The organism is Kaistella flava (ex Peng et al. 2021) (assembly GCF_015191005.1).
GTDB classification, from domain to species: domain Bacteria; phylum Bacteroidota; class Bacteroidia; order Flavobacteriales; family Weeksellaceae; genus Kaistella; species Kaistella flava.
On the sequence record NZ_CP040442.1, the window covers coordinates 2556626 to 2571507 of the forward strand.

At 30.9% G+C, this 14882-nt stretch carries 15 protein-coding genes; 11 read left to right on the forward strand and 4 right to left on the reverse strand.

From position 1 onward, the window contains the following. Positions 1-23 precede the first annotated feature (23 nt). Positions 24-1172: a glycosyltransferase family 4 protein gene (locus Q73A0000_RS11315; RefSeq protein ID WP_193811048.1), complete on the forward strand. Its 1149-nt coding sequence runs from the start codon at positions 24-26 to the stop codon at positions 1170-1172. A 30-nt stretch (positions 1173-1202) separates the two neighbouring features. After that, the gene (locus tag Q73A0000_RS11320) at positions 1203-2426 is read left to right on the forward strand and encodes a hypothetical protein (RefSeq protein ID WP_193811049.1); all 1224 of its coding nucleotides are present in this window, start codon (positions 1203-1205) and stop codon (positions 2424-2426) included. A 45-nt stretch (positions 2427-2471) separates the two neighbouring features. Here Q73A0000_RS11320 and Q73A0000_RS11325 read toward each other — a convergent pair whose 3' ends face one another. Beyond that, positions 2472-3320, reverse strand: a complete 849-nt coding sequence (locus tag Q73A0000_RS11325; protein ID WP_193811050.1) for a glycosyltransferase family 2 protein — start codon at positions 3318-3320, stop codon at positions 2472-2474. Then, positions 3311-4327, reverse strand: a complete 1017-nt coding sequence (locus tag Q73A0000_RS11330) for a hypothetical protein (protein WP_193811051.1) — start codon at positions 4325-4327, stop codon at positions 3311-3313. Before Q73A0000_RS11330 ends, Q73A0000_RS11325 begins: the two co-directional genes overlap by 10 nt. A gap of 153 nt (positions 4328-4480) precedes the next feature. Here Q73A0000_RS11330 and Q73A0000_RS11335 point away from each other — a divergent pair, with 153 nt between their 5' ends. The 3 genes from Q73A0000_RS11335 (at position 4481) to Q73A0000_RS11345 (ending at position 7391) form a co-directional block, all read left to right on the forward strand. Then, complete coding sequence (locus tag Q73A0000_RS11335) at positions 4481-5356, forward strand: hypothetical protein (protein ID WP_193811052.1); 876 nt, start codon at positions 4481-4483, stop codon at positions 5354-5356. 2 nt (positions 5357-5358) lie between these two features. Then, positions 5359-6294, forward strand: a complete 936-nt coding sequence (locus tag Q73A0000_RS11340) for a glycosyltransferase family 8 protein (protein ID WP_193811053.1) — start codon at positions 5359-5361, stop codon at positions 6292-6294. Positions 6295-6380: 86 nt separating this feature from the next. Further along, the gene (locus Q73A0000_RS11345) at positions 6381-7391 is read left to right on the forward strand and encodes a glycosyltransferase family 2 protein (RefSeq protein ID WP_193811054.1); all 1011 of its coding nucleotides are present in this window, start codon (positions 6381-6383) and stop codon (positions 7389-7391) included. Here Q73A0000_RS11345 and Q73A0000_RS11350 read toward each other — a convergent pair whose 3' ends face one another. Beyond that, on the reverse strand, positions 7392-8390 hold the full coding sequence (locus tag Q73A0000_RS11350) for a glycosyltransferase (protein WP_193811056.1): 999 nt from the start codon (positions 8388-8390) through the stop codon (positions 7392-7394). 158 nt (positions 8391-8548) lie between these two features. On the opposite strand from Q73A0000_RS11350, the gene Q73A0000_RS11355 reads away from it, so the two are divergent. The 5 genes from Q73A0000_RS11355 to Q73A0000_RS11375 all read left to right on the forward strand — a co-directional run bounded on the left by Q73A0000_RS11355 (position 8549) and on the right by Q73A0000_RS11375 (position 13275). Continuing rightward, positions 8549-9364, forward strand: coding sequence for a glycosyltransferase family 2 protein (locus tag Q73A0000_RS11355; protein WP_193811057.1), 816 nt, complete (start codon positions 8549-8551; stop codon positions 9362-9364). 47 nt (positions 9365-9411) lie between these two features. Beyond that, the gene (locus tag Q73A0000_RS11360) at positions 9412-10422 is read left to right on the forward strand and encodes a hypothetical protein (protein WP_193811058.1); all 1011 of its coding nucleotides are present in this window, start codon (positions 9412-9414) and stop codon (positions 10420-10422) included. A 104-nt stretch (positions 10423-10526) separates the two neighbouring features. Then, entirely contained in the window at positions 10527-11438 is a 912-nt protein-coding gene (locus Q73A0000_RS11365; protein WP_193811059.1) for a polysaccharide deacetylase family protein, read from the forward strand. A 114-nt stretch (positions 11439-11552) separates the two neighbouring features. Further along, positions 11553-12692 carry a glycosyltransferase gene (locus Q73A0000_RS11370; RefSeq protein WP_193811061.1) on the forward strand — a complete coding sequence of 380 codons (1140 nt, stop codon included), beginning with the start codon at positions 11553-11555 and terminating at the stop codon, positions 12690-12692. A 22-nt stretch (positions 12693-12714) separates the two neighbouring features. Beyond that, positions 12715-13275, forward strand: a complete 561-nt coding sequence (locus tag Q73A0000_RS11375; protein WP_193811062.1) for an acyltransferase — start codon at positions 12715-12717, stop codon at positions 13273-13275. Between the two features lie 47 nt (positions 13276-13322). Here Q73A0000_RS11375 and Q73A0000_RS11380 read toward each other — a convergent pair whose 3' ends face one another. Further along, complete coding sequence (locus tag Q73A0000_RS11380; RefSeq protein ID WP_193811063.1) at positions 13323-13625, reverse strand: DUF4298 domain-containing protein; 303 nt, start codon at positions 13623-13625, stop codon at positions 13323-13325. Between the two features lie 80 nt (positions 13626-13705). Between Q73A0000_RS11380 and Q73A0000_RS11385 the strand changes: the two genes are divergently transcribed. Next, entirely contained in the window at positions 13706-14857 is a 1152-nt protein-coding gene (locus Q73A0000_RS11385) for a glycosyltransferase (RefSeq protein ID WP_193811064.1), read from the forward strand. Positions 14858-14882 lie beyond the last annotated feature (25 nt).

Genomic DNA, 14882 nt, shown 5'->3' on the forward strand with positions numbered 1-14882 from the left:
TTCCCTTTTTCTATTTGCTGAAAATGACAAAAAAAATTAAAATCGCATTTCTTTGTAGTGGTCCACTAACAGACAAGAAAATCTGGTCCGGAACTATTTACCAAATGTACCAAGCTTTCTTGGCACAGGATTTTGAAGTGGAATGGGTTCCAGTAAACCGATTTAGTCCTTTAGAATCTAATTTTTTTTTGATAATTGAAAAGTTTCATAAAAAAATATTTAACCGCGGATTCAACCGAAATCACTTTTTAGCGAAAGCTTTTTCTGCCTCTCGAAAACTTCAGAACAACTTAAAACCTTCGGATGCAGATGTAATTTTTGCACCGACAACGATTGCAGATATCGCATTTTTGAAAACCAGCAAACCGATTCTTTATCTCAATGATGCCACCTTTCATCAACTCCTCAACTATTATGATGGAATGAGTGGATTTGGATGGCTTTCAAAAAAAACGACCGTATTAATAGAAAAATTAGCACTACAAAAATCTGACAATTTAGTTTTTTCTTCTAGTTGGGCAGCGAAACATGCGGTCGATTTTTATAAAATTCCAGAGAACAAAGTCAACGTGATTAAATTTGGCTCAAACTCAACTGCACCTCAACAAATTGCTGATAAAGATTACAACAGTGAAATCGTGTTTCTTTTTTTAGGCGTAGAATGGGAACGAAAAGGTGGTCAAATCGCTTTAGATACAGTGAAAATATTGCGCAAAAGAAACTATCCTGTGAAGTTACAAGTAGTGGGATGTATTCCGCCTGTAACAGATGCAGAAGTGATGAATGTAATTCCTTTTTTAAATAAAAACAATCCTGCGGAGGCTCAACAGATTTTTGATTTTTTACAAAACTCTCATTTTATGTTTATGCCAACAAGAGCAGACTGTACTCCTATTTCATTTTGTGAAGCAGCGAGTTACGGATTACCTGTAATTTCTACCAACACGGGCGGTGTTGCAGCTGTAGTGGAATCTGGAGAAACAGGAATACTTTTACCTTTACAAGCAAATGCAGAGGAATATGCTGACGAAATTGAGATTTTACTTCGTGATCCGAATCAAATAGAAAAATATTCTTTGAATGCTCGGAAAAAATATGAAGAAGAGTTGAATTGGACGGTTTGGGGTAAAGAAATGGGAAGAATTGTAGAAGGTTTATTAGTGAAAAAATAGCTCTACACGCAAAACACTGTAAAATCACAAATGAAAAAAAGTTTAGAAATCATATTGATTATCATTATTGTAATTCTCACAGGAATTCATCTGGTAGAATACACGTTGAAAACACCTGAGCTCGATTACTTTAATACCAACACCCTTATTAATTATTCACGTGGTTTTGTGAGAAGAGGGATAAGTGGTGAAATAATTAAATTATTTAGTTCAATATTAAATTTAAACCCGCTTTTTATTATTAAAAGTTTCAATCTTATTTTAATTTCTTTATTTGTCAGTTATTTTGTAATCTCCGTTGTTAAATACAAAATAAGTTTTTCTTTTTTCCTATTTCCTTTTGTAATTCCATTTTTAATTATTGATGACATCATTAATTTTAAAGATTTTTTCACAATAATCTTATTAATTCTTCTCGTTAAAACAATTTTGCATCCTAAATTAAACAACTATTTAAAGTGGATTTTATTGAACGCTATATGTATGATTGCTATCCTAAATCATGAAATGAGTTTCTTTATTTTTATTCCTACAATAGTAATAATCCACTATTTAATTAATCCAACTATTGGTCAAATTGCAACAAAAATAGCATTTCTAACTCCTACGCTATTTATTTTTTACTTGTGTATCCATTATAGTGGCACCGTGGAACAGGAGACACAAATTCTTTCCGGATATCAATTTTTACCAAACAGTAATACGAAAATTGACCAACTCTCAGATAAAGCAGTTTTCTTACTCCCGAAATTTTTCATATCTATTATATGGAACGGTTATTCTAGAGGAATTACCTCACTTTTCTATCTGATACAAATTTTATTTTTGCTTTCTTTTTTCGACAAAATTAAAACAAGTTTTAAATCCTATAATAATACCTTAAATCCGAATTTACTGGTGTGTTTATATGTTATTTTATTGCTATGTTTTCTCCCTATCTTTTTAATTGCTTACGATTGGCATCGCTTTTTATTTTTAATTTTAATAAGCTCTTTAATCATCGGAATCGAGTTTTATAAAAGTGAAAGGAAATTAAATATCACATATATTCTACCAAATATCACATTAAAAACATCTGCTTATTTACGAAACTTTTTTTTATATTTTATTATCCCTGAAAGATCACTTTTACTTTTGATAGGATTTTTTGGTATCATTCCACACATGAAAATGGGAAATACATCTTTCCAATTTTCATCTTTATACTTAATCATTATGAATTTCATGACGAAGATTACATCAATATTATTATAAAATAAGATGAAGAATTCGCTATTAATGTGATAAAATTAGATAGATTTAAAACTTTTGAAGAATGCGATATTTAAAATAGAGTAAATTCAATAAAAGTGGAAAGTCCAAGAAGGACTTAATCTTTGATTGATTCGTTTTCAAAGCAATATCCCAATAACTTTTCGTCAACTGCATTTTTTCTTCATCCGTTTTTACCATTGCAAGCTTCGTTTTTAAAGAGAGCATTGAATAATTCGGATTATCCAACAATCGCTGATAAAGGTTTTGACTCAAACCATCTTCTAAATATTCACCGAAAGCCAAAACGTGATCGGTAAAAAGAATTTTGTAACGTTGAAGGATTCTATTTAATAGAACCGATTCCTGGCAAAAATTTTCTCCGTGAAAAGATGGAAACGGAAATTCCCGCATAACTCTCGTTTGCAAAACAAAATTCATCTCTCCTTGAAATCCCCAATCACATGTTTGTCCTTGAAGCCATCTTTGATGTCCATAAGTACCACAATCTAAATTAACTTTTTCTGTGGCGAGAATAAAAGTAAACCCAGCAAACTTATTATCTTCTGCAATCTCCAATACTAATTCTTTACAGATTCCAACACAATTTGGTGATAGATAATCATCACTATCAATCGTCAGAATGTAATCTGCGTTTGAATTTGATGCGGCTACATTAATAGCAATATGTTTACCTTGGTTTTCCTGTTTAATATATTGAATAGGAAAATCTGCTTCTCCAATAAATTTTGCAACCAATTCAGCTGTATTATCAATGGAGCCATCATCTATTATCAACCATTCGAAATCTCGCACCGTCTGCTTTAAAAGACTTTGGAAAAGTGTTTCTAAAATATACGCACGGTTGTATGTAGGAGTGAAAATAGTTAATTGCATTCAGGTAAATTTATTTTTTCAAAACATTTTTCATCCAGTACATATTTGATCCAATTAGAGAAACTGTATTTCTGAACTATATTTTCACTTAATTTTTGATAAGGTAAATTCATAAATTCTTCAATACCTGCCAAATCATCAAAATCAGTTACAAAAATATTGTAAGGATGATAGAAATCATATTTTCTTACTGATGAATTATTAGTTAGCACCTTTTTCTCATAAAATATTGCTTCAAAAAAACGGAATGATAAACCATTGTGGTAAGGTAGTTTAAAATCGATTATTGCTTTTGATGATTTAGTAAATTGCATATTTTCTTCATAAGACATTACTGAATGAGAATATTTAATTTCTCCAAACTCTTCTTCATTCCTGAATGAAGGAATTGAAAGCCATGCCTTAAGTGAAAATCTTCCCGATAGGTGTTTTTGGAAGTTCCTAATATTTTTCTTACGTTCATCAATTCCAACCCCCACATAAAAAAAATCTCTTTCATTTGGTCTAGCAATTGAATTATCGGAAAACCAACAATTAGTTAGTGGCAAAAACCCTATATGCTTGTAATTTTTGTAATCATCAGGATCAAAAACAAAAATACGGTCAAAATAGGTCGTATAATTCAAAATATTTCTACAGACTTTCATCCCGTCATATTGGTATGAGATCATAATATCAGATATTTCTCGAATCTCTGACACTATTTTCTCAGGATAAAGATCTGCCCGGAAAAACAAAGCATAATCAAACCGATACATATTCGCGACAACTTGCGTTCTTTTAAGTAATTTCTTTTGATAATCGGCTTTCTCAAGACGCTGAATATATTCCTTATCTTTAAGAAATAATCTTCTAATTATATTAGTGTATTTTGTAAATAAAGACTTAGTGTAGGGGTGAAAACTATCATCAAAAAAAGAAATCACACTGAACCCTTCATCTTTAAAGCCCTTAATAAATGCTTGATTAAGTCCGCTTTTATTAATAAGAAGTATGTTTTTTTCCATTAAAGATTATCTATAGTTTAAATACAATACTTTTGCATTAATTAATATTATGAAAGGAAATGCAAGTTAATAATTTTAGTCAAAAACTTAAAACTTAATATAAACTAAATAATGATTTAACACCTTCCCCATAACACACAGTAAAAAATTAAAATGTTAGGAACTTTACTTTGGAGACTTCAGGAATCTTTTGCAGTGCTAACTGGAAGAAAGAAAACCGAAACCATTATAAAAAATAACTCTCCACTTAATAAATGGGAATCTACTGAACAATATCTCAATGAGAATAAGGAGTTAAAAGAATTGATCAATTCCATTTCAATTGAATTTTGCTTTAGTGAATTTGGTGAAAACAGAGTAAATGCTGGCGGTAGTAATTTCGAATCAAACTCTAGGCTAGATCCTTCACTTACCTCCCTTAAAAAGTATTTTCCTAATGCAAAATATACGGTTTATTCTGATTTCATAATTGATATTCCTGATGTGAATGTGATCGCATCCACTTCTCCGATTCCCGACAAAGAACACCCAAGATATTTATACAGAACAGCAGACTACTTTAAGTTTTTAAGTTTGACAAACTCTGATGCCGATTTTAAATGCGTTATTGATACTGATATGTATATTGCATCGCCCGAATTTTACACCTTGGTCTATCTCACAAAGATATTTGGTTTTTGCGTACCTCAAAATCCAAGAAATCTATTAAAAAAGGATATGCGAATTTCTTTTGATACTTTTGAAATCAAAGATTTGAGTGGAGGTTTCGGTCATTCTTATAATCAAAGTCCAATGACTTTATGGAAAGATGACAAAAACGGTAACCTGTTTTTTGAAAAGTGTGCGGAAATTATGCAGAGAGAACCATCCAGAGCATCATTAGTGATGTGGAAAGCAGCAAAAGAATTAGGAATTTCGCCTTATTTACTACCTGCGGAATGGTGCGTTTGCTCTGAAGATGCCGGAATTGGCGACGAGGTTATGTTGCACGTCGGTCATCCAAAAGTAGAACAATATTATAAAATTTGAAAATGAAACTTTTACCCATCGTTTTTACTTGTGATGATCATTATTTTAAATATGCAAGCGTTGTTATTTGTTCTATCATCAAAAATAGTGATCGCAACACCAAATATGAAATTAATATTCTCTCAGAGTTTATTTCTGACGAAAACAGAGCATTAGCAAATAAGATGATACATTCATTTTCTAATTTTTCTATATCATATCATATTCTTAAAATTGAAAATCCAGAAGAATATCACTTAAATTCATATATGTCTCTGAGTACTTACTATCGATTTTTTATATTTGACTTGCTGAAAAATTACGAAAGAGTCCTTTATCTTGATAGTGATTTAATCGTTGATAACGATATTTCCTTTTATGCCGACATTGATTTTGAAAATAAAGCTGCAATCTCGAGCCTCAGTATTTATGTTCAAAATTTACTTATAAAAAATATCAAACATGATTTCACGCGAGATTACTTTTTAAACGTGCTATTGATGAAAGATTACAATGAGTATTTTAATGCAGGTGTCATTTTATTTAATATCAAGTTAATCAGAGAGCAAAATATAGATCAAAAATTCTTTGACGCAATTAAAGCAATCAAAAATCCGATCTTTCAAGATCAGGATATTCTCAATTCAGTTTTAAGTAATAATGGTGGAGTCAAGTTAATTTCTAAAGAATACAATTTTACAAGTGGGATGAAGTTAACGATGCCAAGATTACTCGTAAATGCTATTTCATATCAATTAGGAAATAAGAAAAGAAATAAGTGGTTTACCATCTATCACTACGTCGGCAAAATAAAACCTTGGCAACAATATAATTCAGACTCTTCTCTGTTTTTTTACTACGCTTATAAAACACTATTTATAAAAGATATTCTACAATCTAACAAAATAGTTTTTAAAAATTCTCAAAAAATAAAACTTTGGTTGATTAGTAAATTCTAGCTTACTCAATTTATTTACGAATAAATTATCGGGAATAAAAAAACTCTATTTTTCAACAATCATACTTTGCATAAAAGCTCAATTATATGAATCCACAAGTCAGCATTATCACCACCTTTTACAATTCAGTTTCTCTGGGCGATTTTGTCAATAAATCGATGGACTCCCTTCTTAATCAATCTTATAGAAATATTGAATTCATTTGTGTAAATGATGGTTCTAAAGATGATACTCTAAATCAACTTTTGACCTATCAGAAAAAAGACGATCGAATTAAAATCGTCAATAAGGAAAATGAGGGAACCGCACAATATGCAAAAGCGGCAGGACAAGATGTTGCAACTGGCGCTTACATCATGCTTTTTGATCATGATGATTCTATTTCTTCCGATGCAGTTGAAAAAGCAGTTCAGGAATTTATAAAAAATCCAGAATTGGATATGGTTGGAATGACTGTGAAAACAGTATTTAGCGATGGTAAAATAAAAAACATTTACGCTTTGGATGAATTATTAGAAAATGTCGACGAATATAAGTCTCATTTGATTACAGGTTCTGACGCACTTCAAAAAACAATCGGCCGATATGATATTCATTTTCGTGGTTTTTATCGCAAAGACCTCTTTAAGAAAGTTTCGTTTCGATTTACAGAACGACTATTAAATGCAGACGAAATTGTAGAACGACAACTTTTGCAATATGCTCATAAAATAGGAACTTGCAACGGAATTTACACCCACTATATTTTTCTAAATTCTTCCGCGAAGTCTTTTAACTTAAAAAAAATAGACATCGTATCCACAGATCTTTACATGAGAGATTTTGCTAAAAAACTCAACTTATATGAAAGTAGGAAAGCAATTTTTGAAAGCGTTGCTTATAAAAACTTTATCGATGCCATCAAAGTTTATCAGCACTTTAAACCAACGCTTTCAGCGGAACAAAATGAATTTTATAACAATAGACTAAAAAGCGCTTTCGACGGTTTAGATAAAAAAACAGTCTTAGGAACCTACAGAGGTTTTACAAAAGTTTACAATCAAATTCTACTTTCTAATTTTTCTTTACTCAATCAATTTTATAAAATTAAAAAGTAATTACCGGTAATACATATATTTAAAAAGTCGCATTGCGATGGAAGTAGGAAGTTCTAATTTAACTGCTTTTTTCTTTGTTTCAAAAGTATAATTTGATCTGAAATAATCTCGAAATCTTAAATTAGGATATTTCTTGTAAAGATTAAAACTGTATATCCAAGAGGAATCTTCTTTCTTAGCTTTCCAGTTCATAATTAGCGTCATGGTTTTGTAATTGATGATATGTGTTCGAATCAAAGCCTTGATTTCTTGATGATTTTCAGATTTCAACGCCGCATCAAAATAGCCAATGATCGTAGCCCAATTATCAAAATGCTTTTTATCACGATTATGAATTACTGATTTTTGATGTAGAAAATAGGTATAAGTAATCCCTTTATGAATCGCAATTTTATTTAATTTCAACATGAAATGAAAAGTCCATAACTCATCTTGTGCAAATAGTCCTGGGATAAAATTGATTTTATTTCTCCGAATAAAATCAACAATAAATAATTTGTTAACGGCATAAGTAACCAACTCGGAATTTGCAAAAGCACTCATTATTTTATCGTTTCCTGTAATAATTTCCTTCTCAGATTGTATTTTTATACAAATTGATTTTTCGCCAGATTCCAGTTGCTCGCATTCTAGCTGAGAGATTGTCATTTCTGCACCCGTTCTTTCTGAAATTTCAACTAAGGTTTCAATACAATTAGGAGTAATCGTATCATCACTATCAAGAAAAAAAAGATACTTACCCTCTGCCGTATCGATTCCCTTATTTCGAACAACCGACAAACCGGAATTTTTTTCTAAATGAAGAATTTTCCAATTTTTCAAACGGTATTCTTTGATATATTTTTCAGCAATTTCAACACTATTATCTGGAGTTTGATCATTGATTAATGTCACTTCCAAATCAGTGTAGGTCTGATTTCTTACCGAATCCAAGCATTTTACCAAAAAATCTTCACATTTAAAGAGTGGAATTGAGATTGTAACTAAGGCTTGGCGCATTTATATTTATTAATTAGTTGCAAAGTAAGCGAATTTTAATACGATCAAAAATAGAAACTCCATTTTTTCGGATGAGTTCTTCCCAAATTGACCTATTTCATAAGACTAATGAAATACAATTAATATCGTATTTTTGAACAGAAATAAAAAAATAAAAAATGCTATTTTCAATTCTTATTGCAAATTATAATAACTGGAAATATTTTCAGGAATGCTATCAGAGTATTTTAAATCAATCTTTTCAGAATTTTGAAATTGTAATCGTTGATGACTGCTCTACGGATAATTCATATAAGCAACTTGAATTATTATCTCACAAAGATTCGAAAATTAAACTGTTTCGCAATTTGAAAAATGAAGGTGTAGGTTATACTAAAGCAAAATGTGTAGAAAATGCAAATGGAGAAATACTTGGCTTTTTAGATCCTGATGATTCTATATTTGAAAATGCTATCGAGAGAAGTTTAGAAGAGTATTCCAAAGATAATAGTGTCAGTGCAACTTACTCGCAAATAATTTTGTGTGACGATTATATGAAGCCTTTAAACGTTTATTCTCGTACCCGAAAAATTAAAAATAATAATAATTTTTTTTTCAACATCAATAATGAAGTTTCCCATTTTTTCACTTTTAAGAAAAGTATTTATCAAAATACAGTTGGGATTAATAAAACTCTGGCTTTATCTGAAGATTTTGACATGTATTTAAAAATATATGAAAAGGGGAAACTTCAATATATTGAAGAACCTCTATATTTATATCGTTTACATAGTAAAGGAATCTCACAAGATAAGTCTAAGAAAAAGAAACTCACTGAAAACTGGAATAAAGTTTTATATGAAACATGTTTAAGGAGAGAAATCACGCAAATAGGGAATTACAAAATAACACAAGAGTCAAATTTATCAAAGATTATCTTTGAATCGGAAAATAATTTAATTTCGAAAGTTAAACGATATTTAAAAATTAATTAATTCAAGTGTTAGAATACTTTAAACTTTCAGAAAAGAAAACTCTCTCGTTGAATACAATTAGCAAATTTAACGATGAATGTTTTTCAATACGCAAACCTCATCAGCATTATGACATTTATCGATTTGTCCAAAATCCTTTTGCATCGACCGAAAAAGATTTTATCTATAGTGTTGAGAAAGACAGACAATATGTCGCTCAAATGCTAACGATGCCAGTTCCGCTTTCTTTGAATGAAGAAATTATTCCAGCGTTTTGGGGACAAGACTATTTTGTCTTAGAAGAAAACAGAGGAGAAGGAATAGGAAAGGAGCTCGCTAACTATTATTTAGGAAGAGATTATTATATAGCAGTTGGATTTTCTGCAAAATCAGCCATCATCCATCAAAAAATGGGCGCTAAAAAAATTGGTTATCTAAGTTTTTATATAAAGTGGGCATCGCCAATTAGTAAATTGAAGTTCCTAATTTGGAGAGGTTTTAAAGTCAAAGTAAAAGCGGTTACTTCATACCAATTACCAAATAAAGTGGGGCAGTTTAAAAAAATAAACAGATCGTCCGAACTTGAATTACCACAACTCAATTGGAATGAGAATGTAATTGAATCCTTGAGGAATCGCGATTATTTCAACTGGCGTTTTTTTTATAAATCCAAGCCTTATTCCGTCTATCAATCCGAGAAAACAACAGAAGGAAATGCGGCATATTTTGTTGTGAAACCTCATTTTTACAGAGGAGTAAATTGGTTGCAAGTAGTTGATTATCGATTTAACAATTTGGATATCGTCCAATTTTATTCCATATTAAAAAGTGTTGAAGCACTCCGAAAGAAAATGAATTTATTTGGGGTATTGATTACTTCGACTCAAAAAATCAGCAATGACCTTCTAAATAAAAAGAAATTTGAACGCTATAAAAACGAAGTAGTGCTAACGACTTATCCTTTTGAACATCAGGAAACTGATGCAGAACACAATCACTTTATCATCAGCTTTTCCGACAGCGATTTAGATATGCATAATTACCTGGGTCGCTTTTATTATGATGAAGGTTATGTTTAAACTAAAGAATGTTATCAAGATAAATTGTACCCAATCTTTCATAGTTAAAAGTAAGTTTGCATGTTGTTAATTACTACATTAAAAAAATACAGAAACACCTAACTATGGCGAAGATTATTAACTTTCACGATGTTCACGACCGTACATGGTTTGAAGAAACTCTTGATGTGATACAAGACCTCTACGAAGTTATACCATTTGAAGAAATTCAGAACTTCTACAAAGGAAAAGTTACGTCAAAAAACATCACTCATCTGACTGTGGATGATGGCCATAGTTCGACGTATTCTTTGATTTATCCAATTTTAAAAGAAAGAGGATTAACAGCATCAATTTTTGTTTCACCCAAGATAATTCAAGAAAAAACTAATTTTTGGTATTCTGAAAGTAGTGATTATGATAAAGAGAAATTACTTAATTGTATTGGGGAGATTTTGAACATCAAACGCGAGAGCCTCAATGATATTTACCCGCGCTCACTAATGAAAGTTTTGAGCTTAAGTCAAAATTGGGAAATTATTAAATTATACCAGGAAAAATACTATGAGCCCACAAAGTGCGGTCAATATATCACACTAAATCAATTATTAGAATTAGAAAGATCTGGCGTTTTCGACATAGGTGCTCATACAATGAATCATCCTATTTTGGCCAATGAGAATGATTTGACGTCCGAACTTGAAATCAAAAAATCAATCATTGTATTAGGAGAATTGCTTAATAGAAGAGTAACTACTTTTGCTTATCCAAACGGAAGCGTAAATTTGGACTTTGGTAAAAGAGAAATAAAATTTTTGCGAGAGGCTGAAGTAGAATATTCTTTCTCATTTGAATTCAAAAACTTAGCTAAAAATGATAATTTATTATCTATTCCACGCTATGGCCTCTATCATGGGAACAAAGACTTTGTTCGTAAAAAGTTAAAGTACGGAGCAATCTGGGAACCTATAAAAAAACGAATATTAAATAATGAGGATAAATACAGGGAAGAATTAAAGAAAAAATTCGGATTATAGTTTTAAACTAAAATCATAAATATATTAACTAATTTAGCAGTTCAGAAAACCGATAAATTACCAGTATTTAAGCAGCAGTATAGAAACTTAGACATAGTAATGGAAGAATTATAGATGGAAGGAGGTTCAAAGAAAAAGAAAGTTTTATTTCGCAATCGTTCCATGGAAATGGGTGGAACTGAAAATGTTTTACTCACTATCTTAACTCATTTAGATAAGTCAAAATACGATATTACCTTGCTTCTAAATTATTATCAGGGGGAATTTTTAGATCGAATACCTAAGGAAATTAGGATCTTAAGTATTGGAAAAGGTGTAGATAGTTTATCTAAAAATAAGATTATCCATTTTACTCAAAAAACGCTCAGAAGAATTAAATACTATATTTTTCAGAAGAATCCCACTTGGTTTTACAAAAAGCATGACCTTTTAAATTTGGATATTGAGGTTGCATTTAGTCATTACATGTATGATGACATATTAAACAGTCCTAATCGAGAAAGCAAGAAGGTATTTTGGTACCATGGAGATTTAAGAAATTCAGGTTTTTCGTTTGATGATAACATTCAGATCATTAATAAAATGAAACGATTTTCTGCGGGTGTTTTCGTTTCTTATTTCTCTAAAAATATTGTGGAAAAAACTTGGAAAGTACATTTACCAAATTCGCAGGTTATCCATAATCCTATGCCCATCGAAGAAATATTTAAGAAATCAGAACTAAATGAACTTTTTGATTATGGTAAAATTGATTTCATTTCCTTAGGAAGACTATTTTATCAAAAGGGGTTTAAAGATTTACTAAATGCTCATATACGTCTAATCCGAGAGGGTTACTCTATTAAAACTTTACTTATTGGAGAGGGAAGTCAAAAAACCGAGTTAAAACAAATAATTTCGGCAAACCACGTTGAGGATAGCTTTATTTTAGCTGGTTATCATGATAATCCTTTTCCTTACATCAAAAAAGCTCAATTTTTCGTTCTACCTTCCTACAGTGAAGGCTATCCTTTGGTAATAGCAGAAGCGCTTCTGTTAAATACTTATGTTTTATCTACAAATGTTGGTGGAATTTCGGAAATGATAGATTCGAAGGACCATGGTATTTTATTTTCACCTGGGGAGGATAATGTATATAATGCTATGAAATGGGCTTTAGAACGAGAAAAAAATAGTGGTAACAAAAATATTAAAGAAAAATTATTTAATAAAAATACTAAAATTTTCGAGCAAATAAATAGCTTATTTGACTAAATTTAATTCATAATTATTTGCAATGAATATCTTCTACAGAATCATTCTAAAAATTAACACTATTTGCTTGGAGTTACGCGATAAAGCATACATCGAAATCTGTAAATCCCGCGGATTGAAAGTCGGAAAAGATGTAGTGTTTATTGAAGCTCCAAAGTTTGGGTCAGAACCGTACTTAATTGAAATAGGAGATCGAACAAAAATTACGGCAAACTGTACCTTCATCAATCATGATGGCGCAATGTATGTGATTCGCTCGATGGAGAAATATCGCGATGCCAGAAATTTCGGACGAATAAAAATCGGCAAAAACTGCTTCATCGGAAATAACTGTACGATTCTTCCTGGTGTTGAAATGGGCGATAATTGTATTCTGGGCGCGGGTTCTGTACTCAATTCTTCTACTCCATCAAATTCTGTTTTTGCAGGAACTCCCGCGAAATTCATTTGTACGATTGAAGAATACGGCGATAAAGCATTGAAGAACAACGTGATGTATCCACGTGAACTAGAAGACATTCGACCAAATCTGGATGCGTATATTAAAGAAAATCTCCCTCACAATTACAAACCCGTAAAATAAGTTGCAAAAAAAGCAAATCTGAAAATTGGTAAATAAACTCTTAAAGATTACTCCAGACCTGCGACTCCCAATTTGATCATTTTAATTAAAAGATCTTTTCTGTTCCCATAAGTGTCAAAAACGGCATCCTCACTTAAAACACCACGCGGTAAATCTTGCGGAATAATTTTCAACCGGTCGTCTTCCAGGTCTTTTCCCCTTTCTTCACTAGTATAATAATTCATAAGTTCGTTAAAATCGTACTGATTCTGATCCCACTTTTCGAGTAATTTTTCCATTTCTGAAATAAGTTCGTCGGTGCGGTTCAGAATGTTTTCCATTTTGGTAATATTTTCAAGACGTTTTTTCATTTAATGTAATTTTAAAATTAAATATACGGATTACTCTTCTTAACTGACCCGCTTTATTATCTTTGTAGAAACACAATAGTTTGAAAAAGAAAATCCTCATCAGAATCGGTTCTTTGCGCCATGGCGGTGCAGAAAAAGTTTTGGTGACTTTTCTGAAAAACTTACCGAAAGACAAATATGAAATCGATCTTTTATTGAACTTATATTCAGGAAAATATTTACCGGAAGTTCCCAATTGGATCAATGTTTTGTATTTGAATAAAGGAGAAATGATTACGACCAATCGCCTTCAGGATTTGCCGGTAAAAGGTTTTCGGGTTTTCTATCAAAAGGTTTTGAAGATGTTTCCTCAACTACTTTATCAATTTATTTTAAAAGGAAAAAAATATGATATTGAGTTTGCAGCGATTCACGGAATGCGGGATGAAATATTAAACTCTCCTTTAAAATCATCAAAAAAATTGATTTGGATTCATAATGATTTAAAGAAAACTGAATTCCATAATTACACGGATGAAGAGTTTCGAAAGTTTTTTGGCTTTGATAAAATCATGACTATTTCAGAAAAAATTCAAAAGGATTTCACAACTTTAGCAAAAACTGAAAAGGAAAAACAGAAAATTGCAAGAATCTATAATCCTTTAGATACGGAAGAAATTTTATCAAAATCAGATTCTGTAGTTCAAGATTATCAATTTGATGAAACGGTAAAAACCTTTATTTCTGTTGGAACAGTTTTTCCACAAAAAGGATTTGACCGATTATTGAAAGTTCACAAACGACTTTTGGATGAAGGTTTAAATCATAAAGTTCTCATTCTTGGCAATGGTTACGATTTTGAAAACATTAAAAAATTGAAAGACGAATTAGGTGTTTCGAAAACGGCTACTCTTTTAGGTTTTACCGATAATCCATATCCTTATTTTAAGAAAGTAGATTTCTATATTTTAAGTTCCAGATATGAAGGTTTTCCGACTGTTTTATTTGAAGCAATTACTTTAAAAAAGAAAATTATTGCAACTGATGTTTCCGGCGTTAGGGAAATGTTAGAAGAGGGGAAACTGGGATTAATCACAGAGAATTCAGAAGATGGAATTTATGAAGGAATGAAAAAAGCCCTCGAAAACCCTGAAAGCTTCGAAAAGTATGAACAGAATTTAAAGGATTACAAAATGCCATTTAATCTGGAGAATTCCGTGAAATCAATCGTTAAAATTATTGATGATTTATAAATCAGTTTTATTTTATCTTTGTATA

What these genes read in the sequence shown, in the direction of transcription:
- Q73A0000_RS11315 (WP_193811048.1), top strand. Translation starts at nt 24, where the DNA reads ATGACAAAAAAAATTAAAATCGCATTTCTTTGTAGTGGTCCACTAACA.
- Q73A0000_RS11320 (WP_193811049.1), top strand. Translation starts at nt 1,203, where the DNA reads ATGAAAAAAAGTTTAGAAATCATATTGATTATCATTATTGTAATTCTC.
- Q73A0000_RS11325 (WP_193811050.1), bottom strand. Translation starts at nt 3,320, where the DNA reads ATGCAATTAACTATTTTCACTCCTACATACAACCGTGCGTATATTTTA.
- Q73A0000_RS11330 (WP_193811051.1), bottom strand. Translation starts at nt 4,327, where the DNA reads ATGGAAAAAAACATACTTCTTATTAATAAAAGCGGACTTAATCAAGCA.
- Q73A0000_RS11335 (WP_193811052.1), top strand. Translation starts at nt 4,481, where the DNA reads ATGTTAGGAACTTTACTTTGGAGACTTCAGGAATCTTTTGCAGTGCTA.
- Q73A0000_RS11340 (WP_193811053.1), top strand. Translation starts at nt 5,359, where the DNA reads ATGAAACTTTTACCCATCGTTTTTACTTGTGATGATCATTATTTTAAA.
- Q73A0000_RS11345 (WP_193811054.1), top strand. Translation starts at nt 6,381, where the DNA reads ATGAATCCACAAGTCAGCATTATCACCACCTTTTACAATTCAGTTTCT.
- Q73A0000_RS11350 (WP_193811056.1), bottom strand. Translation starts at nt 8,390, where the DNA reads ATGCGCCAAGCCTTAGTTACAATCTCAATTCCACTCTTTAAATGTGAA.
- Q73A0000_RS11355 (WP_193811057.1), top strand. Translation starts at nt 8,549, where the DNA reads ATGCTATTTTCAATTCTTATTGCAAATTATAATAACTGGAAATATTTT.
- Q73A0000_RS11365 (WP_193811059.1), top strand. Translation starts at nt 10,527, where the DNA reads ATGGCGAAGATTATTAACTTTCACGATGTTCACGACCGTACATGGTTT.
- Q73A0000_RS11370 (WP_193811061.1), top strand. Translation starts at nt 11,553, where the DNA reads ATGGAAGGAGGTTCAAAGAAAAAGAAAGTTTTATTTCGCAATCGTTCC.
- Q73A0000_RS11375 (WP_193811062.1), top strand. Translation starts at nt 12,715, where the DNA reads ATGAATATCTTCTACAGAATCATTCTAAAAATTAACACTATTTGCTTG.
- Q73A0000_RS11380 (WP_193811063.1), bottom strand. Translation starts at nt 13,625, where the DNA reads ATGAAAAAACGTCTTGAAAATATTACCAAAATGGAAAACATTCTGAAC.